The sequence below is a fragment of the Polaromonas sp. P1_F9 genome, from assembly GCF_056405615.1.
Genome location: NZ_JBFUBT010000003.1, coordinates 416,650 through 435,109 on the forward strand (window position 1 = coordinate 416,650; position 18,460 = coordinate 435,109).

At 63.9% G+C, this 18,460-nt stretch carries 15 protein-coding genes; 5 read left to right on the forward strand and 10 right to left on the reverse strand.

Annotation, left to right across the window (positions count from 1 at the left end; genetic code table 11):
- Window positions 1-309: 309 nt before the first annotated feature.
- The 8 genes from AC1DYR_RS10950 to AC1DYR_RS10985 form a co-directional block, all read right to left on the reverse strand.
- Window positions 310-1,026: a Crp/Fnr family transcriptional regulator gene (locus tag AC1DYR_RS10950; protein ID WP_477705126.1), complete on the reverse strand. Its 717-nt coding sequence runs from the start codon at window positions 1,024-1,026 to the stop codon at window positions 310-312.
- 160 nt (window positions 1,027-1,186) lie between these two features.
- The gene (locus AC1DYR_RS10955) at window positions 1,187-1,468 is read right to left on the reverse strand and encodes a hypothetical protein (protein WP_477705127.1); all 282 of its coding nucleotides are present in this window, start codon (window positions 1,466-1,468) and stop codon (window positions 1,187-1,189) included.
- A 24-nt stretch (window positions 1,469-1,492) separates the two neighbouring features.
- Window positions 1,493-1,891 carry a type II toxin-antitoxin system death-on-curing family toxin gene (locus AC1DYR_RS10960; RefSeq protein WP_477705128.1) on the reverse strand — a complete coding sequence of 133 codons (399 nt, stop codon included), beginning with the start codon at window positions 1,889-1,891 and terminating at the stop codon, window positions 1,493-1,495.
- Entirely contained in the window at window positions 1,888-2,112 is a 225-nt protein-coding gene (locus tag AC1DYR_RS10965) for an AbrB/MazE/SpoVT family DNA-binding domain-containing protein (RefSeq protein ID WP_477647733.1), read from the reverse strand. Before AC1DYR_RS10965 ends, AC1DYR_RS10960 begins: the two co-directional genes overlap by 4 nt.
- Window positions 2,113-2,249: 137 nt before the next feature.
- Window positions 2,250-3,641 (reverse strand): TIGR03862 family flavoprotein, encoded by a 1,392-nt coding sequence (locus AC1DYR_RS10970; protein ID WP_477705129.1) that lies wholly within the window; start codon window positions 3,639-3,641, stop codon window positions 2,250-2,252.
- A 263-nt stretch (window positions 3,642-3,904) separates the two neighbouring features.
- Window positions 3,905-4,537, reverse strand: coding sequence for a hypothetical protein (locus AC1DYR_RS10975; protein WP_477705130.1), 633 nt, complete (start codon window positions 4,535-4,537; stop codon window positions 3,905-3,907).
- A 60-nt stretch (window positions 4,538-4,597) separates the two neighbouring features.
- Window positions 4,598-7,900 carry a UvrD-helicase domain-containing protein gene (locus AC1DYR_RS10980; protein ID WP_477705131.1) on the reverse strand — a complete coding sequence of 1,101 codons (3,303 nt, stop codon included), beginning with the start codon at window positions 7,898-7,900 and terminating at the stop codon, window positions 4,598-4,600.
- The gene (locus AC1DYR_RS10985; protein ID WP_477705132.1) at window positions 7,897-10,491 is read right to left on the reverse strand and encodes a PD-(D/E)XK nuclease family protein; all 2,595 of its coding nucleotides are present in this window, start codon (window positions 10,489-10,491) and stop codon (window positions 7,897-7,899) included. Before AC1DYR_RS10985 ends, AC1DYR_RS10980 begins: the two co-directional genes overlap by 4 nt.
- 179 nt (window positions 10,492-10,670) lie before the next feature.
- Between AC1DYR_RS10985 and trxA the strand changes: the two genes are divergently transcribed.
- The 5 genes from trxA to AC1DYR_RS11010 all read left to right on the forward strand — a co-directional run bounded on the left by trxA (window position 10,671) and on the right by AC1DYR_RS11010 (window position 16,381).
- On the forward strand, window positions 10,671-11,003 hold the full coding sequence (trxA, locus tag AC1DYR_RS10990) for a thioredoxin TrxA (protein WP_077594529.1): 333 nt from the start codon (window positions 10,671-10,673) through the stop codon (window positions 11,001-11,003).
- 244 nt (window positions 11,004-11,247) lie between these two features.
- Window positions 11,248-12,510, forward strand: coding sequence for a transcription termination factor Rho (gene rho / locus AC1DYR_RS10995; protein ID WP_348050341.1), 1,263 nt, complete (start codon window positions 11,248-11,250; stop codon window positions 12,508-12,510).
- Between the two features lie 281 nt (window positions 12,511-12,791).
- The gene (locus AC1DYR_RS11000) at window positions 12,792-13,073 is read left to right on the forward strand and encodes a type B 50S ribosomal protein L31 (protein ID WP_457278651.1); all 282 of its coding nucleotides are present in this window, start codon (window positions 12,792-12,794) and stop codon (window positions 13,071-13,073) included.
- 204 nt (window positions 13,074-13,277) lie between these two features.
- The gene (locus tag AC1DYR_RS11005; RefSeq protein ID WP_477705133.1) at window positions 13,278-15,029 is read left to right on the forward strand and encodes a hypothetical protein; all 1,752 of its coding nucleotides are present in this window, start codon (window positions 13,278-13,280) and stop codon (window positions 15,027-15,029) included.
- Entirely contained in the window at window positions 15,026-16,381 is a 1,356-nt protein-coding gene (locus AC1DYR_RS11010) for an MATE family efflux transporter (protein ID WP_477705134.1), read from the forward strand. Before AC1DYR_RS11005 ends, AC1DYR_RS11010 begins: the two co-directional genes overlap by 4 nt.
- Here AC1DYR_RS11010 and phoR read toward each other — a convergent pair.
- Window positions 16,369-17,724, reverse strand: coding sequence for a phosphate regulon sensor histidine kinase PhoR (gene phoR, locus AC1DYR_RS11015; protein ID WP_477705135.1), 1,356 nt, complete (start codon window positions 17,722-17,724; stop codon window positions 16,369-16,371). The genes AC1DYR_RS11010 and phoR overlap by 13 nt on opposite strands.
- Window positions 17,721-18,446, reverse strand: coding sequence for a phosphate regulon transcriptional regulator PhoB (phoB, locus tag AC1DYR_RS11020; protein ID WP_431096707.1), 726 nt, complete (start codon window positions 18,444-18,446; stop codon window positions 17,721-17,723). The genes phoR and phoB overlap by 4 nt, the downstream gene beginning before the upstream one ends.
- Window positions 18,447-18,460: the final 14 nt, after the last annotated feature.

Sequence of the window (18,460 nt, forward strand, 5' to 3'; positions counted from 1 at the left end):
GATCGCCCGAGAAGGCGCTTGCCCTCCGGGTTGGGGTGAAATCGGGCGATTGAGCCACCCAGACCCTTGCATGGGCATTAGCCCATGCGGCGGTCCTGCGCGGCCCACTCATCCCGATTGCACCCCAACGCGGCTCCGTTTAGATCGTGAATAGGTTCTATGGCCCCCGGGGAGTGCCGGGTCATGGACAAGGCCGCGCTACTGTCGTCAGTTCAATTCGGTGCCCCAGTATGCATGAGGTGCTGCCAACGCCACCGTGTGCCAGCGCACACAGCGCACACAGCGCACAACAGGCCGCACACCGGGATGCTAGGAGGCGAGTTTTTCGGGAAGCAGGCGGTCGTATTCTTTCTTGACCACGGCATAACACTCGCAGGTGCGCTGCTCCAGCCCCGGGCGGTCCAGCACCGTGATGCGGCCGCGCGAATAGCGGATCAGCCCGAGGTTTTGCAGCTTGGTCGCACCTTCCGTCACACCTTCGCGGCGCACGCCCAGCATGTTGGCGATCAGCTCCTGCGTCATCACCAGCTCATTGCTCTGCAACCGGTCAAGGCTGAGCAGCAGCCAGCGGCACAGCTGCTGGTCGAGCGAATGGTGACGGTTGCAGACGGCCGTTTGCGCCATCTGCGTGATCAGCGCCTGGGTGTAGCGCAGCAGCAGGTGCAGCACCGGCGCGCGCTTGAACTCGTTCTTGATGGCCTGTGCCTTGAGGCGAAAACCCTGGCCGGCGCTTTGCACGACGGCGCGGCTGGTTGTGGATTCCCCGCCCATGAAGAGGGAAATGCCCACGACACCTTCATGGCCGACGACGGCAATCTCGGCCGAAGAGCCGTTTTCCATCACATAAAGCAGCGAGACGATGGCCGTGGTGGGAAAGTACACATGGTCCAGCGTGGTGCCCGACTCGTAAAGCACCTGGCCCAGCGGCATGTCGACCCATTCCAGTTGCGGCAGCCAGCGCTGCCACTCTGCGTCCGGCAATGCGGCAAGCAGCTCGTTGTCTTTGGGGTTGGGAGCATTGGCCATCGAGACACTCCGGGCGGATCTGGCTTCGAGTTGGGCCTCTGGCAGAGATCTCGCACCGTCTTTGGAGTATAGGCACTAACGGCCCCCCGGTATGTTCGCTACCGCACAAACGAAAGTTCCCCGGCAAAGTCCGCCCCCGGGGCTTTTGTGGGCCTCGGTACTACCGGCTCACTTCGTCAACCGCCTCGGTGGTCTGCAATGCATGAACGGCGATCTGCGCCGACATGAGCGCCAGCGACGCCAGCGGGTAGGTGCCGCTGATGATGCCCCGGAAGGCGACTTCTGCGGCCACGGCGTCCTGGCCCAGGCCTTCGGTGGCGGCGATGATGCACTCTTCAATGCCGCCCAACCCGGCGTCACCGAACAGGTCTTCGCCTTCGTGGGTCACGCGGTATTCGTACTGGGTCTTGTCAAAAGAGTCGATGTTAAAACGGACGATCACGGCGGTTCCTTTTTGTCAGCGAAATCACAATTTCTTCCCGGGTCGGGCAATCACTTTTTGGCGAAGCCAGGCAGCAAACTGCTCTTCGGTGATGTCCCCTGCGGCAAGCGCCAGCACGGTAACGGTTGCATCTGCTTGCGTTGTGCTCAAACGGTATCCGTTCAAATAAAGAAACATACCCACTGTCAAAAAGGCAGCGCGCTTGTTGCCGTCGACAAACGGGTGGTTTTTTGCCACACCCATGGCATAACTTGCGGCCAGTGCGGCTACATCAGGTTCGCCGTAGGCAAGCAGGTTCAAGGGCCGGGCCAATGCGGAGTCCAGCAGACCTTCGTCGCGCAAGCCCTCGCCACCGCCGTGCTCGGCCAGGCTTTCGCCATGCAAAAGCAGCAAGGCCTGCTTGTCGATCCAGCGCCAACTCATTTGGCGAGTTGGTGGAAGGTGTCGCGGTATTCGCGCATGAATTCACGGCCGGCCTGAATCTGCTCGTCCAGGGCGGGGTTGTAAGGCGTGATGACGTAACCGTCGGGCGTCTCCACGAGAAACACAGACTCGCCTTTTTCAAGCTTGAGCCGCCCCAGCACCTCGCGCGGCAAGATCACGCCGATGGAATTACCAATTTGGGTCAGTTTGAGGGTGTGCATGGCATACGTCTTTCAGTTATAACGTATGTAATACTAGTTCAAACTCGCGTTTTTTGCCAGCCTGGCAATGGATGAAGGCCCGCAGGGAAAGGAAATTGCTACAAAATCAATAGCTGCTTGCGCCTGACCCTATTGGGCTACAGGTCAAAATGGCTTAAAACGCCCTGCCCGGCAACACGCCCGCCGGCAAAGCAGGCCGTCAGCAGGTAGCCGCCCGTGGGGGCTTCCCAGTCCAGCATTTCGCCGGCGCAGAACACCGGCTGGGGCACAGCAGCCGCAACACTAAGCCGTAGCTGCGCGTTCAGGCACTCAAACATCACGCCGCCCGCGGTGCTGATGGCTTCATCCATCGGCCTGGCCGCGGTGACACGCACCGGCAGTGCCTTGATGCCGGCCGCCAGGCGCACCGGATCGGCGATCGCGTCCTTGCCCAGCAGTTCGTACAACATCGCGGCCTTGATGCCGTCGAGGTTCAAACGGCTTTTGAGGTGACTGGACAGCGAGCGTGAGCCGCGCGGGTGGCGCACCTCCACCAGCACCTGCTCGGCGGTCTTGGCGGGCAGCAAATCGAGCAGGAAGGTGGCGCTGCCGTGTTCAGCGATCTCGTCACGCAACAAGCTGGAGGCGGCATACACCAGGCTGCCTTCCACACCGGTGGCGGTGGCAATGAATTCGCCCTTGCGGTTGAAACTGCGGCCGCGTGAATCGGTAAAACTGATGGCGACGGACTTGAAAGGCTGGCCGGCAAAGCGGCTGGCGAAGTGTTCTGTCCAGCCGGTGTGCGGCTGTGGGCTTTTACCCATGAGCTCCTGCAGGAATTCGCGGCGGGTCTCGCCGGCATCGCCAGCCGCCTCTTCAAGCTGCGCCGGGCTGTCGGGCCGTGCTGCCACGTCGAAGCCGCAGTTGGACGGCAGCAGCGGTGCCACGGCCACGCCGCGCTCAGCCAGCAGTGGCACCCAGGCGCCATCAGAGCCCAGCCGCGCCCAGCTGCCGCCGCCCAAAGCCAGCACCACGGCATCGGCGTGTGCCAACACCTCGCCGTCGGGCGTTGAAAACTTCAGCGCACCGTCATCGCCCCAGCCCAGCCAACGATGCCGCATGGAAAACTGCACGCCGGCCTGGCGAAGGCGATGCAGCCACGCGCGCAGCAGCGGCGCAGCCTTCATGTCTTTGGGGAACACGCGGCCCGAGCTGCCGACAAAGGTTTCCACGCCCAGCGCTTCAGCCCAGGTGCGCAGCTCGGCCGGGCCGAAAGCGGACAGCAACGGCGCCAGCTGCGCAGCGCGCTCGCCATAGCGGCCCAGAAAAGCCTCCGGCGCTTCGGAATGCGTGAGGTTGAGCCCGCCCTTCCCGGCCAGCAAAAACTTGCGCCCCACCGAAGGCATGGCGTCATAGACCTCGACCTTCACGGCTGCACCGGCAGCGGCCAGCACCTCGGCGGCCATCAGGCCGGCGGGTCCGCCGCCTATGACGGCAATACGCAGGGGGCCGCCGGGCGGCGGTTTCACGGGAGAGGCTGAATCGTTCAAAAGGTGTTCCGTCTGCTCGCGGAGGCGAGGTATGGTGAGATGGGAAAAATCAAGGCCAAACAGCAGCCGCTTTCCCGAAGGGCATCAAAGATAGCGCTTCGAAGGCGAAGGTATTTGCTCTGTTTTTAATAGCAGCTTGCGCCCGTTCTTATTGGCCCGCAGGGCTAAATCGCTTAAAAACAGGGGCCTGAGACCGGTTTGGCGCCGGTGGGCGGCATACGCCAATTATTACAGGCCGCACTTGCCGGCCCGCGCGCGGCGCATTACATGGGCGGCGCAAAACCATCGCGGCCGACGATGACCCGCAGCGCGGTCGGCTTGCCGGCTTTTTCCTGCGCCGTGATCATCACCTTGGCGCCCGGCACCAGCAAGGCGTTCTCGTCGGCCTTGCCGGGCTTGAAGGACACCACCGGCACATCCGGCGGAACAATCACGGTTTTCTCGCCGTCCTTGTAGCGCAGCGTAAGCTTTTGCCCGCCGGGTACCGACGTTGGCGCCGCGGCCAGATCGGCCACGGTGGCGTTGGTCATGGTGCTGTCGGGACGCAAGTCCCAGGGGCGGTGGCCTTCACCGGCGCCGCGCGCGGCTTCGGGGAACACCAGCACCTCCAGCGCCAGCTGGCTGCCATCGGGCTGCGGCATGCCGGCGGTGCCGATGTAGCTCCCGGGCTTGATGTCGGCGAGCGACAGCGGGTACACCTCGGACACGTCCATCTCGGCCGGACGCACCAGCGTGATCACTTCGCCGCTGCGTTCCCTGACGGTAAGGCTGGTTGCGTCGACTTTTTCAATCGTCGCGCGCAAGCGCACTGTGGGGTTGGCCGGTGCCGGGGTTTGCGCCCATGCCAGCGGCAGGACAGCCAGGAAAGCTAGCGAAGCGGCAAGTTGCTTGAACATGGTTGTTTCTTTCTTCAGGTCGGCGAATAACACATGGGGTAGAGCGCGGGTTGTGTGGGATCAGTCCAGCTCAACAACAGTTCCCCGCCCCGTCAGGAAAGCTGCTTTCACCGGCGCGCCGGGGTAAATCAGCTGCACCGCCGCACGGTAGTCCTGCAGCTGCGCCACCAGCGCGGGCTGCAGCTCCGGCGCCACGGCTGATTTGTAGTCGAGCACCCACCAGTGGCCTTCGTGGCCGGCGTCCTTGCGCTGCACCAGGCGGTCCAGCCGCAAGTCTTTCCCGGCGTAGACCAGGCCGACTTCGTTGCCTTGCCAGGCCACGGCTTGCGGGCTCCAGGCCCAGGCGCCCTCACCCGCCAGAATGCGCCCGGCTAACGCAGCCGCCTCAGTGGCCTGTGCGGGGCTCAGGCGAAACTCGCGCGCCGCGGCCTTCAGGTGTTCCGCCGACAAGGCACCACCCCACTCCAGCAGGCGGTGCATGGCCTTGCCGATGCGGGCCTTGAGCGAGTCTTCATCAACGCGCACCGCAGCAGGCTCGGAAATCGTCATGACCTCGGGCAGTTCAGGCAACTCGGGCAGGTAGAACACGCCCGCGTCGGCCGCATCGAGATGGGCGGCTGCAGACTCATCCGCGACCGGCGCAGGCAGCTCGCCCACCAGTGCGTGCAGGCGCTGCCACCAGCTCTCAGTCGTCACGCGGTGCGGCTCGATGGAGGAGATCACCAGCGTATGGCGGGCGCGCGTCAGCGCCACATACAAGGCGTTGAGCTCTTCGCGCTTGCGGGCCGCCTGCTCGGCGGCCAGCGTTTCGGCGGCGCATGCGGGCGGGCGGCTTTCACTGACGAGGAAGACGAACTTGCGCGGCTCGGTGGCCTCGCCAGGCCAGTCAACCAGCACGCCCATGCTGTCGGCATTGCGTTCCACGGTGTCGGTGTCCAGCAGCAGCACGGCTTCGGCTTCAAGGCCTTTGGCGCCGTGGATGGTCAGCAGCCGGACCGCTTCGCTGCTGACAGCTGCCGGCGCCTGGGTGCCGCCGGCCTTGAGGGCGCGCACAAAACCGTAGGGCGTGGCGTAACGCCCCCCGTCCAGCGCCAGCGACACGCCCAGCAGCGCGCGCAGGTTGGCCAGCACCGCGCTGCGCTGGGCCGCCGGGGCGGCAGCGCCAAAACGCGCCAGCACGTCACCGTCGTCATAAATGCCCTGCAGCGCATCGTGTGGCGGCAGGCGGTCCAGCCAGCTCTTCCACTTGGTCAAAACAGGCCCCAACCCTTTCAGGCCGGTCGCAAGCCGCTCCTCTTTTTGTAGCAGGCTGTACCAGGGCAGATGGTGCTCACGCTGCAGCAGTGCCAGTTGCACCAGGCAATCGTCAGCCAGCCCGAACAGCGGCGAACGCAGTGCGCGCGCCAATGAAAGGTCGTGCTGTGGCGACACCAGCACGTCGAGCAGCGCCACCATGTCCTGCACTTCGCAGCAGTCGATCAGCTCGGTTTTCTCGCCCACCTGCGCGGGAATGTGCAGCGCGCGCAGCTCGTCCTGCAGCGGCAGCAGGCCTGCGCGTTTGCGCGAGAGAACCATCACGTCCTGGGGGCGCAGTCCGGCAGCGACCTGTTCGGAGATCCACGCGGCGGCTTGCCGGGCCTCACGTGTGCGCAAGGTTTCCTCGGGCAGCTCGCGCGGCGTGGTGAGGCTGTCGCGCCAGCCGGCGGCCAGCGGCGAAGCGTCCTCTTCATCCTTGTTGCGTGCAATGGGCGGAAGCCGGCCCACAGCACCGGCCAGGCTAGAGGCCGTGGTGTGTTCGCGAAAGCCGTCATAGCCGTCGGCCTCCCGTGCCATGGCCATGGCCGAGTTGACGGTGTCGATCACGGCCTCAGCGTTGCGCCGCGTATGGTCGCAGCTGAGCAAGTCACCGCCCAGGCCGTGCACCACAAAAGCCTGCGCAGCGCGGAACACCTGCGGCTCGGCACGGCGGAAGCGGTAAATGCTTTGCTTCGGGTCACCCACCAGGAACACGCTGGGCGCCGTACCTGCACCCGAGTAGCCGATGAGCCAGGCATACAGCGCCTGCCACTGCAGCGGATTGGTGTCCTGGAACTCGTCAATCATCAGGTGGCGAATGCGCGCGTCCAGCCGCTCCTGCACCCAGCCCGAGAGCACAGGGTCGGCCAGCATCAGCAGCGCGGCTCGCTCCACATCGTTCATGTCGACCCAACCGCGGTCACGCTTCAAGGCGGTGAACTGGGCGATCAACACACGCGTCAGGCGCGCCATGCGCTGCTGGTACAGCCAGGCGTCGTGCTGCTGGCGGGCTACCACCACGCGCAGCACCAGGTCTTGCGCAATGCGCACCTGTTCGATGCCGACGATTTTTTCGCCGAACTTGCGCGGCGTGCCCTTTTCGGTCAGCAGGGCCGCGATGGCCGCCGGGAAGTCTCCGGCCGTTAACGCCTGTTCGAGCTCCACGCCTTTGGCCGAGAAAGTCGGCGCGCTCGCGCGGCCCAGCGCGATGGCGGCGTCCCTCAAGGTTTGCCGGTGAAAACGGTTGGTGCTGAGCAGCTCTTCGGGTTCATCCAGGCCGCCAAATTCAGTGAACTGCGCACTGAAGGCCTGCACGGAGGTGTCGATCACACCTTTTTCATCAGCCAGCGTGAACTCGGTGCGTTTGTCGAGCGCGGCCTGCAAGGCTTTGTCGGCCTGGAAACGTCCATACGCCAGCACCACGGCCTCAAAGTCGGCCTTGAGCGACGCATCAGCCGCGACCGCCGCATAAAACCGCCGCCACACCAGCGCGCGCGCCGGCGCGTCGTCTTCCAGCAGCTCGTAGTTCACCGGCAGCTCCAGGCGCTGCAGCACCGCCACCGGCGCGCTGCGCAGCAGGGCTGCAAACCAGCTGTGGAAGGTGCGTATCTGCACCGATCGGCCGCTGGCCAGAATGGAGCGGTATAAATTTGATAGCTGCCCGCGCACAGCCTGTGCGGACTGCAGGCCTTTTTGGCTAGAAAAATCGACCCTGACGCCGCGCATTTCGAGTTCGCGCTGCAGGGTCTCATCGTCGGCGTGGGCAAAGGCCTTGAGCCAGTCGTCCAGGCGCTCTCGCATTTCGCCGGCGGCTTTTTTGGTGAAGGTGATGGCCAGGATCTCATGCGGCAAGACCTGCTGCCCCGGTGCGGCCGTGGCGCCGTCAAGCAAGGCCCGAACGATACGCGACACCAGCATCCAGGTCTTGCCGGCGCCTGCGCAGGCCTCGACAGCCACACTGCGCCGCGGGTCGCAGGCGATGGCGTAGAACGCATCGGCGGAGAGCGGCTCGCCGTTGCATTCGTAGGCGGCGGCGTGGGGGACGAGCGTTTGGCTTGGAGATGTCATTGGCCATCCCCCCGCGCAGCTTCTTCGTCTAGTTTCCAGAAGTCCTTGCGACAGAGGCCGCGTGCGGCGCAGTATTCACAGGCCTTGCCCTCGCCCAGCGCTGGCAGCGCCGCGCCGCGCGAGATCCGCGCCATGTCGGTGAGGATGCTGTCGATCAGCTCGTCGCGCAAGCCGACGATCTCGGCTTGCTCATAGGTCTTGGTCGGCTCTTTTTCGCCGAGGTTGACGTAGGCCGCGGCCAGCGTGTCGTCGCTCATCAGGGCGGCATAAAACGCCAGCTGCGTGTCTTCCTGGCCATTCTTGATGCGCTCGCTCGTGGTCGTGCGCGGCTCGGTCTTGTAGTCGATCACCAGGGCGTGTCCGTCGGGCTGACGGTCCACGCGGTCCAGCTGGCCGAGCAGCGTGAGTGTGCCGACGGGCACTTCGCGCCAGACTTCGGCTTCGTCGAAGACCGCGCCGGTGGCTTCGTGGTCGGCCAGCCATTTCAGGTAGCCCTCGCGCACGCCGGGCCAGGCCGCGGCAAAGGGCAAAAACTCGCTGTCGCTGAGCGCCAGCTCTTGCGTGGCGCGCTCGGCTGCCATGTTTAGCATAGCTACCCGCGCTGATAGATCGGGGGTTGGCGCCGCTTTGAGGGCTTCATGAAAATGCCGCAACAGGCTGTGCAGCCAGTTGCCGAAGTCGCGCTTGCCCAGCTCGCTTTCGAGCTCTTCGGGCTCTTGCAGCCGGAGCTGGCGCAGCGCAAAAAAGCGGTAAGGGCAACGCCGCAAGTCCTCGTAGGCGCTGGCGGAGAGCCGGGTGACGGGCAAGGCTTCGCCAGTCGGAAAAGGATGCGGCGTCGGCAGGGTGGTCACGGCGCGCAGGCTGCGGGGGTCGGTGGCCATGCCCTGCGCTGCATCCTCGCTCTGGTCCAGCAGCAGCTCCTGCACAAAACCGCTGGGGATCAGGTGCTCGCCCGATTCACTGGTGCGCCAGAGCACATCGAGGTGCGGCATGTGCAGGGCATAGTGCCAGGCCTGACGCTGGGCAGCGGCCAGCGCTTCCCGGGACGGCAGGCCCAGCAGCTCGCGCTGGCCCGGCGTCCAGGGGCCGGCGGGCTCCGGCGACACCGGCAGGCGGATTTCATCGCAACCGGGCAGCACCACGGCCTGCATGGGACGGCCCAGCAGCTGCGGCAGCGGCAAGATGACCACCTGCTCTGCCGGCGGATGCACCGGGGAAAACTTGCCGCCTTCCAGCGCCTGGTTGGCCCACTGCGTGAAATCATGCAAACGCATCACCGGCGATGCTTCGAATTCGGTCTCGGCGCCTTCGTGCAAGCGGAGCACGTCCAACACCGTCTGCCCGGCTTCGTCCTGCGCCAGTGCGTCCCACTGCCCCGCCGCCTGCAAAAGGGTGCGCAGGTCGCGCAGCCACATCGCCAGCGGGCGGGCACGGCCGAAAGGGCTGCGCAATGCGTTCACCTCGCGCGCCAACGGGCCTGTTGCCGCAAAGGCTGGCGGCAAGATGGCGTCTTCCGCAAAGTCCGGCAGGTCGCGCCAGGCGCGCACGCCGGTCTTGCGCAGCTCGGTTTCGGCGGCGGTGACCAGCGCGACGTCAAACGCCGGTGCGTTTTTCAGCCAGTCCAGCACGGCATCTGTCGATGCATCCCAAGGCATGGCGCGCAGCAGGCTCATCAGGGCGGCAGCGGCGCGCGTGGTGGAAAGCTTCCAGCCGGTTTCATCGCGCATGGCGATGCCGCGCTCAGCCAGCATGGCGCCTACGCGGCGTGTGAGTTGCCGGTCCTGCGCAATCAACGCGACCGGGCTGCGGCCTTGCGCCAGATGCGCCAGCACGCAGGCGGCGGCGCGGCCCGCTTCGTCTTCAGCGTCTTGCGCAATGTGCAACGCGGGCGGTGCCGAGGGCCCTTCGAGCGAGACGCACAGCGGGATGGAAACCGCCCGGTCACCGAAATGCGCCTTGAGGGCTTCGGTGAGCGGGTCTGCCTGAAAGCCTTCCAGCACGGCAAACAGCTGCGGTTTCGCCTGGAAAAGGCGGTCCGTGGCATAGCTTGAAGCCGCCACCCAGGCCAGCGCAATGCGCCCCACAGCTGCTTCTAGCGCCAGCACCGGCGAATCCATTCCTGCTCCCAGCGTTAGCGCCAGGCGCTCGCTCCAGGCGCGGCGAGCGGCCGGCACGACGGCTGCGGCCACACCGGCAAGGCTCCACGCCGCTTCAACCAGCCGGCCCGCCAGCGCATCCTGCTGGGCGCCCAGGCCGGCGCGGCCCAGCAGCGATGCGGCCGTGAGCATGTCGACCGCCACATCCATGCGCAAATCGTCGCCAGAAGGCACATAAAGGCCCAACGTGCCGCCCAGGCCGCTGGCCCAGTTCATGGTGGTTTCAAAGCTGGGAACAAAAAATGTCTCGCCCGCCTGCGCAGCCCAGGCGCGGCGCGCTTGCTGGATCAGCTGCGCGTAGGGCAACAGCACCACGGCTTCGGCGGGATGGACGCCGCGCGCCTGTATTGCTTCTGCAAGCCGGCCCATGGCCTGGTGCCAACACAGCGCATCAGGCGCGGACCATGCGGCATCAGAGGTTGGAGCAGGTGGCATACAGAGGTTGGGGAAAAGAGGTTGGCAAGAAAGAAATGAGGCCGGAAGCCGCAAATTGAATAATCTCTATCGGGGCCATAGCCCCCGCACGCCCGACCCGGCCACTTGCTTTCTGCCACAATGACTACAACTTTAGCCGTACCGTATCGTAACCATCCTAAACAGACAAAGGAGCCGCCATGGCGAGCGAACTGATCAAACATACCACCGATGCCACCTTCGAAGCCGACGTGCTGCAAGCCTCCAAACCCGTGCTGGTGGACTACTGGGCTGAATGGTGCGGTCCATGCAAGATGATCGCGCCGATTCTGGATGAAGTGGCCACCGGTTACGACGGCCGCCTGCAGATCGCCAAGATGAACGTCGACGAGAATCGCGACATCCCTGCCAAATTCGGCATCCGCGGCATCCCCACCCTGATGCTGTTCAAGGACGGCCAGCTGGCTGCCACCAAGGTCGGCGCCATGAGCAAGGCCCAGCTGACCGCCTTCATCGACCAGCAACTGGCCTGAGGTTTTTCGCGCTGGAAGGGAAGCACGGCGCACTGCCGCTTCCCGACCGGCGCAGGTCCCCCGGCCGCTGGCCGGACGCAGGAAAAATACCCTGATTTCCTGCATGAATTTCCTGTCATAATGTGCTTAATTCACCAGACGGCACTCGCCGCCTGGTTCGAGTTCCCGGTTTGTAAGCCATCTTCTGCGGCTTCTTTTCAAACCTCCCCCATTTCCATCAATGAACTCCGCAAGGAGTAACTCCATGCACTTAAACGAACTCAAGGCACTGCACGTGTCTGAAGTCCTCAAGCAGGCCGAAGCCCTTGAGATCGAAAACGTTGGCCGTATGCGCAAGCAGGAGCTGATGTTCGCCATCATCAAAAAACGTGCAAAAACCGGCGAGACCATCGTGGCCGACGGCGTGCTGGAAGTGCTGCCCGACGGTTTCGGTTTCCTCCGTGCTCCGGATTCAAGCTACACGGCCAGCACCGACGACATCTACATCAGCCCCAGCCAGATTCGCCGCTTCAACCTGCACACCGGCGACATGATTGAAGGCGAAGTGCGTACCCCCAAGGATGGCGAGCGCTACTTTGCCCTGAACAAGCTCGACAAGGTCAACGACGGCCTGCCCGAAGACAACAAGCACAAGGTCATGTTCGAGAACTTGACGCCGTTGTTCCCGCGCGAGCAGTTCAAGCTCGAACGCGACATCAAGGGCGAAGAGAACCTGACCAGCCGCATCATCGACATCGTCGCGCCTATCGGCAAGGGCCAGCGCGCCCTGCTGGTCGCGCCGCCCAAGTCCGGCAAGACCGTGATGATGCAGAACATCGCCCATGCCATCACCGCCAACTACCCTGAAGTGGTCATGATGGTGCTGCTGGTGGACGAGCGCCCTGAAGAAGTGACCGAAATGCAGCGCAGCGTGCGCGGCGAAGTGATCTCCTCCACTTTTGACGAACCCGCCGCGCGCCACGTGCATGTGGCTGAAATGGTGATCGAACGCGCCAAGCGCCTGGTCGAACTCGGCAAGGACGTGGTCATTCTGCTGGACTCCATCACCCGCCTCGCCCGCGCCTACAACAACGTGCTGCCCTCCTCCGGCAAGGTGTTGACCGGCGGTGTGGACGCCAACGCACTGCAGCGCCCCAAGCGCTTCTTCGGTGCGGCCCGCAATATTGAAGAAGGCGGCAGCCTGACCATCATCGGCACCGCACTGGTCGACACCGGCAGCCGCATGGACGAAGTGATCTTTGAAGAATTCAAGGGCACCGGCAACTGCGAAATCCACCTGGACCGCCGCCTGTACGAAAAGCGCGTGTTCCCGGCAATTCACCTCAACCGCAGCGGCACCCGCAAGGAAGAGCTGTTACTTGCACCCGAAATCCTCCAAAAATCACGGATTTTGCGTCAATTCATGTACAACATGGATGAAATCGAATCCATGGAGCTCATGCTCAAGAACATGAAAGCGACGAAGAACAACCACGAATTCTTCGACATGATGAGGCGTGGCGGCTAGCCGCCACGCCAATTGTTGCCCCCACGGTCGCTCACTTCGTGTAGCTTCCTGCCCCCCCCCGAGGGGGCCGCTGCGCCTGCGGCCAGGCAAAGCCGGTTCCGCGGCCCCGGCTGGGTTAAACCCAGTTCTTCACCGCCTCTTGGCTCTGTCTTGGACACAAAATCGCCTCTCAGAAGGCCAAAAGTGCGCTAAGTACTTGATTTCATGCCATAATGTGTGGCTTAGCGGAAAGTGCCCAGGACTGGCTTGGTGTGGCTCCCGCAACGAAATAAGGAAAGATCATGAAAGAAGGCATTCACCCCAATTACCGCGAAGTTTGTTTCCTGGACCTGTCCAACAACTTCAAGTTCGTCACCCGCTCCTGCGTGAACACCAAAGAAATGGTGAAGATGGACGACGGTCGCGAACTGCCCCTGTACAAGCTCGATACGTCCAGCGAATCGCACCCCTTCTACACCGGCACACAAAAATCCGTGGACAACATGGGTGGCCGCGTCGAGAAATTCCGCAACCGTTTCGGCAAGACCGCTGCGAAAGAGGCCGCACCCGAAGCTGCGAAGTAAGCTGCCGGATAAGCTGCGAAAAAACTTTCGCCAGCCTGCAAAAAGCAGCCTGAAATTCAGGCTGCTTTTTTTTCGGCAAAATTTGCCAGGTCACGCGATGTGCCTCAGGCTGGTTTGACGCAGAATCACCCGTAGCCAGGACTGAACGACCCGACAGCAGCCGCGCTCCCTTTCGATCTCCCAGATCTATCCGACCCATACGTTTTGAATAAACCGTCTCCTGCCATCATTGCCCAGTCCGCTGTGCGCCGCCTGCCGCGACTCGCACTGTTGCTGTTTTGCGCAGCCTATGCGCTGCCGGGGTTTCTGGGGCGCGGCCCCTGGAAAAACGAAGACATCGCTGCGTTTGGCGTAATGCGTGAACTCGCCTCCATGGCGGGCAACTGGCTGCGTCCACAGCTGCTGGGCCAGCTCACAGAGTTCGATGCACTTGCGCCGTATTGGCTGGGCGCCATCGCCATCAAGGTTTTCCCCTTTCTGGATCCGGCATGGGCTGTGCGCATTCCATTTGTGGCACTGCTCGTATTGACAATGCTGGCGACGTGGTACGCCGTTTACTACCTGGCGCGTAGCCCGCAAGCCCAGCCAGTCGCCTTTGCTTTCGGTGGCGAGGCCAGTCCGGTCGACTACGCGCGGGCCATCGCCGATACCGCCCTGCTGGCGCTGATTGCCAGTCTTGGCCTGGCACAGCTTTCCCATGAAACCACGCCGGCCCTGGCCCAGCTCGGCTTCACGGCGCTGGCCTTTTACGCCATGGCTGCAAGCCCTTATCGCGTGGCCACCAAGATCCTCGGGCCGGCATTCGGCCTGCTGGTCGGGCTTGCAGGACTCGCCCTGAGCGGCGCTCCCACACTGGCATTGCTGATTGGCACGGGCGGGGCACTGGTGGAATGGACTCACATGCGCTGGGGCACCGACCAGTCCGATCCGGCGGCCAGGCAACAGTCCTGGCACTGGGTGCTGCTGATCACCGGCATCACGCTGCTGGTTGCGCTGCTGGCCCATGGGTTGGACCTGTGGCGCTGGAGAATTCACCTGCCGGGTGCAGACGGTCAATCCGCCCTGAAAGACTGGCGCAGCCTGGGTCGCCTGCTGCTGTGGTTTACCTGGCCGGCCTGGCCTCTGGCCATGTGGACGCTCTTTCGCTGGCGCAGGCAACTGGCCAGCCGCCACGTTGCCCTGCCGCTGTGGTTTGCCGCGATGGCCGTGGCGGCTACGTTGACGACCACAGCCTCGGACCGCAGCCTGCTGCTGAGCCTGCCGCCGCTGGCAGCGCTGGCTGCCTTCGCGCTCCCCACACTCAAACGCAGCGTGGCCTCGCTGATTGACTGGTTCACACTGCTGTTTTTCACCGGCTGCAGCATCATCATCTGGGTGGTCTGGATCGCCATGCAAACCGGCGTTCCACGCCAGCCCGCAGCCAACGTCGCCAAACTGGCACCGGGGTTTGAGCCCAGCTTCTCGTGGCTGGCGTTTCTGGCCGCACTGCTGGCCACCCTGGCCTGGGCCTGGCTCGTCAAATGGCGCGCCGGCGCGCAGCGTGCGGCCATCTGGAAATCGCTGGTACTGCCTGCTGGCGGCGCCACCCTGTGCTGGCTGTTGCTGATGACGCTCTGGTTGCCCCTGCTCGACTACGCCCGCAGCCTTGCGCCCTTGTCGCGCCAGATTGCGAATCTCGTCGACAAAAACGCCTGCGTTGAGATTTACGGCGTCGGCAGTGCGCAGGCCGCCGCGCTGCAGTACCACGGCGGGCTCGAGCTCCGGCAAGCCGGCACGCAGGCAAGCTGCCCCTATCTGATTGTGGATGTCGAGGCGCAGCCAACGCTCAGCCGCGTCGTCAATTTGCCCGATTGGGCCTTCCAGGCGACAGTGCGCCGCCCCACGGACAAGACTGAAAACGTCCTGCTGTTCAAGCGAGTGGGCCTTCCCCGCACGAATTCAAGAACCAGCCCTTGAGCGAACTCAAGATCATCAGCCAGCACGCGGGCACCGTGCTCGTCGGGCAACTGGCCGTCATGGCCTTCGGCGTGGCCGACACGGTGATTGCAGGCCGCTACAGCGACGAGGCCCTGGCCGCGCTGTCGGTCGGGTCGGCGCTTTACATCAGTGTTTACGTTGGCCTGATCGGCATTGTGCAGGCGCTACTGCCCATCTGGGCCGAAATGATGGGCGCGCGCCGCCATGGGGCGGTGGGTGCTTCGCTGCGCCAAAGCATGTACCTGTGCGGTTTTATCGTGGTGGCGGGCATGGCCGCAATGCTCTTCCCCGGCCCCCTGCTGCGCTGGGCACAAGTGCCTGAACTGATGCGTGACGAGGTGCAGCATTACCTGGCGGTGCTGGCCTTTGCGTTCGCACCATCCCTGCTGTTTCGCATCTACAGCACCTTCAACCAGGCACTGGGCAAGCCGCTGTTGGTCACCTGGCTGCAGGTCGGCGCGCTGCTGGTCAAGATTCCCTTGTCTATCTGGCTGGTGGCCGGCGGTGCCGGCGTAGAACCCATGGGTGCCGTCGGCTGCGCATGGGCCACGCTGATTGTGAACTACCTGCTGCTGGCGCTGGCCATCCTGATGCTGCGCACACAGACGCTGTACCAGCCCTATCGCATCTGGCAACGCATGGAACCGCCGGACTGGATGCAAATAGGTCACTTCGCCAGGCTCGGCATTCCCGGCGGCCTGGCTTATCTGGTGGAAGTGACGTCGTTCACGCTGATGGCACTCTTCATCGCCCGCCTCGGCACCGTGGCTTCCGCAAGCCACCAGATTGCGTCCAGCGTGGCTGCGGTTCTCTACATGATGCCGCTGTCCATGGCCATCGCCTGCAGTGCCCGTGTCTCGTTCTGGATAGGCGCGGGACGCCCGGATTACGCAAAACGCGTGGTGCTGCTGGGGCTGAAGCTCACAGGGCTCGCAGCGCTGACACTCGCGGCCGTGGTTTCAATGGCCGGCCCCGTGCTGGCAGGCTGGTACTCCGGCAACCCGGACATTGTTGCGCTGGCCTCCGCTTTGCTGGTGTGGGTTGCGTTCTATCATGTCGCCGATGCAACACAGGCCCTGACGGCCTTTTTGCTTCGCTGTTACCGCATCACCATTGCGCCGCTGGCCCTTTATGGCGTGCTGCTATGGGGCCTTGGGCTTCTGGGGGGTTACCGTCTGGCTTACGGCGGCATTGCAGGCCACGCCGCGACGCAGTCCGCCAGCAGTTTCTGGGCAGCCAGCACGCTCGCCATTGGCCTCGTTGCGGCATGTTTTCTGGCCCTGTTGTGGCATGCGGTCAGGCGCAGCCTGAAGGTGACTCAAACGGGTTGAGTCCGGCGAACCCGCACGACGGGAAAAATGATGGAAAAGCAGGAGCCGTGCCCCGGTTCACTTTGAATGTTGAGTTCAGCACCGTGACGCTGGGCGACATGTTTGACGATAGCGAGGCCGAGGCCGGTGCCCCCGGTTTCACGCGATCGGCTGCGGTCGATACGGTAAAAACGTTCCGTCAGGCGGGGCAGGTGCTCGGGCGCGATACCCGGCCCGGTGTCCTTGACCTTGAACTCACCACGCCCGTCTTCCAGCAACGTCCAGCTGACGCGGACCAAACCGCCTTCCGGCGTGTAGCGCACCGCATTGGTCACCAGATTGGACATCGCGCTATAAAGCTCAGTCTGTACCCCGGCGATTTCGGTGCCTGGCCCATGGTCAAATTCCAGCTGATGGCCCTGCGGCGCAATCACCAACGACAAGGCCCTTGCCTCCTGCTCTGATTGGGCCATCAGCGCACTGACGGTCATCCAGTCACTGGCACCCGGAAACGGGCTGCCTTCCAGGCGCGACAGGGTCAGCAGGTCATTCACCAGCGTTTGCATGCGCTGCGACTGCTGCGACATCAGCGCCAGGTAGCGGGCACGCTCCGGCTCCTTGAGCGGCAGCGTTTGCAGGGTTTCGATAAAACCCGACAGGACCGTCAGCGGCGTGCGGATCTCATGGGACACATTGGCCACAAAGTCGCGACGCATGGCTTCCGCCAGCTCCACGGCCGTGATGTCCCGCGACAGCAGCAGCTTGCGGTTTTTGCCATAGGAATGCACATGCACCGACAGCTTCACCGGGCGCGCCGGCGTGCTGAAGTTGCCGGGGATCACTACGTCGTGCGAGAAATCACCCGCAGCCATATAAGCCTTGAAAGCCGGGTCACGCACCAGGTTGGCGATGTGTTGCAGCACGTCGCGCTGGGCGTCAAAGCCGAAGTGCTGGCTGGCCATCTGGTTGCACCACTCGATACGGCCTTGCGCGTCGAGCAGCACCACGCCGCTCGGCGAGGCTTGCATGGCCGCCAGGAATTCATCGAGGCGCGCCTGGCTTTCCTGCAACTGTTGATCGCGGTTCTTGAGCAGCCGGCGGGTTCGGTCCGCGACCTCGCCCCACACACCGGGAAGGCTGGGCGCGCTGCCCGCCATCACCGCTGGCGCGTCGTTGTTCTGTTCGGTACGCAGCCAGCGCAGCAGGCGGCCGATATAGAAGCTGTCGATCACCAGCCAGAGCATCGCCCCCACTGCCAGCCCTATGCCCAACCCGAAGGTCAAGCCGTTTGCGGTGCGAGCCCAAAAGCCCAAACCGCCGCCAACAATCATGCAGGCGGCAAAAACAATCCAGCGACTGATCATGCGCTGGATTGTGCCGCAGCGACCGGGTTGTTGGCGGCCATCGCCGTTAGCCGGTAACCGGCGCCGCGCACGGTCTCCACCATGGTGCCCGCCGCGCCCAGGGCCTCACGCAGGCGCTTGACGTGGACGTCGACGGTGCGCTCTTCAATGAACACGTGGTCGCCCCACACCTTGTCGAGCAGGGAGCTGCGGCTGTGGACGCGCTCGGCGTGTTTCATCAGATAGTGCAGCAGCTTGAACTCGGTCGGGCCCAGCTTGAGCTCCTGGCCCAGGTAGGAGATGCGGTGGGTGGCAGCGTCCAGGACCAGCCCGCCCACGGTCACGCTGTCGTTCACCGATTCGGGCGCGCGGCGGCGCAGCACGGCGCGTATGCGCGCCAGCAGTTCCTGGGTGGAAAACGGCTTGGTGATGTAGTCGTCGGCGCCGGCGTCCAGCCCGGCCACCTTATCGGGTTCGTCACCACGCGCTGTCAGCATGAGGATGGGAATGCTCTTGGTGCGCGCCTGCTTGCGCCAGTGGCGCGCCAGGGCCAGGCCGCTCTGCCCCGGCAGCATCCAGTCGAGCAGGATGGCGTCGGGCAACACAGCGTCGAGTTCGCGCTGGGCCGACACGCTGTCTTCCGCCACCACGGGGTCAAAGCCGCCATGCCGCAGGTTGACGGCAATCAACTCGGCAATGGCCGGCTCGTCTTCAACAATCAGTATGCGTGGCAGGTGTTTCATGATGAAAATTCGTT

Bases quoted from the DNA above. Each gene is read 5' to 3' on its own strand.
- AC1DYR_RS10985 (WP_477705132.1), bottom strand. From the start codon at position 10,491: ATGCCACCTGCTCCAACCTCTGATGCCGCATGGTCCGCGCCTGATGCG.
- phoB (WP_431096707.1), bottom strand. From the start codon at position 18,446: ATGAAACACCTGCCACGCATACTGATTGTTGAAGACGAGCCGGCCATT.
- rho (WP_348050341.1), top strand. From the start codon at position 11,248: ATGCACTTAAACGAACTCAAGGCACTGCACGTGTCTGAAGTCCTCAAG.
- phoR (WP_477705135.1), bottom strand. From the start codon at position 17,724: ATGATCAGTCGCTGGATTGTTTTTGCCGCCTGCATGATTGTTGGCGGC.
- AC1DYR_RS11000 (WP_457278651.1), top strand. From the start codon at position 12,792: ATGAAAGAAGGCATTCACCCCAATTACCGCGAAGTTTGTTTCCTGGAC.
- AC1DYR_RS10950 (WP_477705126.1), bottom strand. From the start codon at position 1,026: ATGGCCAATGCTCCCAACCCCAAAGACAACGAGCTGCTTGCCGCATTG.
- trxA (WP_077594529.1), top strand. From the start codon at position 10,671: ATGGCGAGCGAACTGATCAAACATACCACCGATGCCACCTTCGAAGCC.
- AC1DYR_RS10980 (WP_477705131.1), bottom strand. From the start codon at position 7,900: ATGACATCTCCAAGCCAAACGCTCGTCCCCCACGCCGCCGCCTACGAA.
- AC1DYR_RS10965 (WP_477647733.1), bottom strand. From the start codon at position 2,112: ATGCACACCCTCAAACTGACCCAAATTGGTAATTCCATCGGCGTGATC.
- AC1DYR_RS10975 (WP_477705130.1), bottom strand. From the start codon at position 4,537: ATGTTCAAGCAACTTGCCGCTTCGCTAGCTTTCCTGGCTGTCCTGCCG.
- AC1DYR_RS10960 (WP_477705128.1), bottom strand. From the start codon at position 1,891: ATGAGTTGGCGCTGGATCGACAAGCAGGCCTTGCTGCTTTTGCATGGC.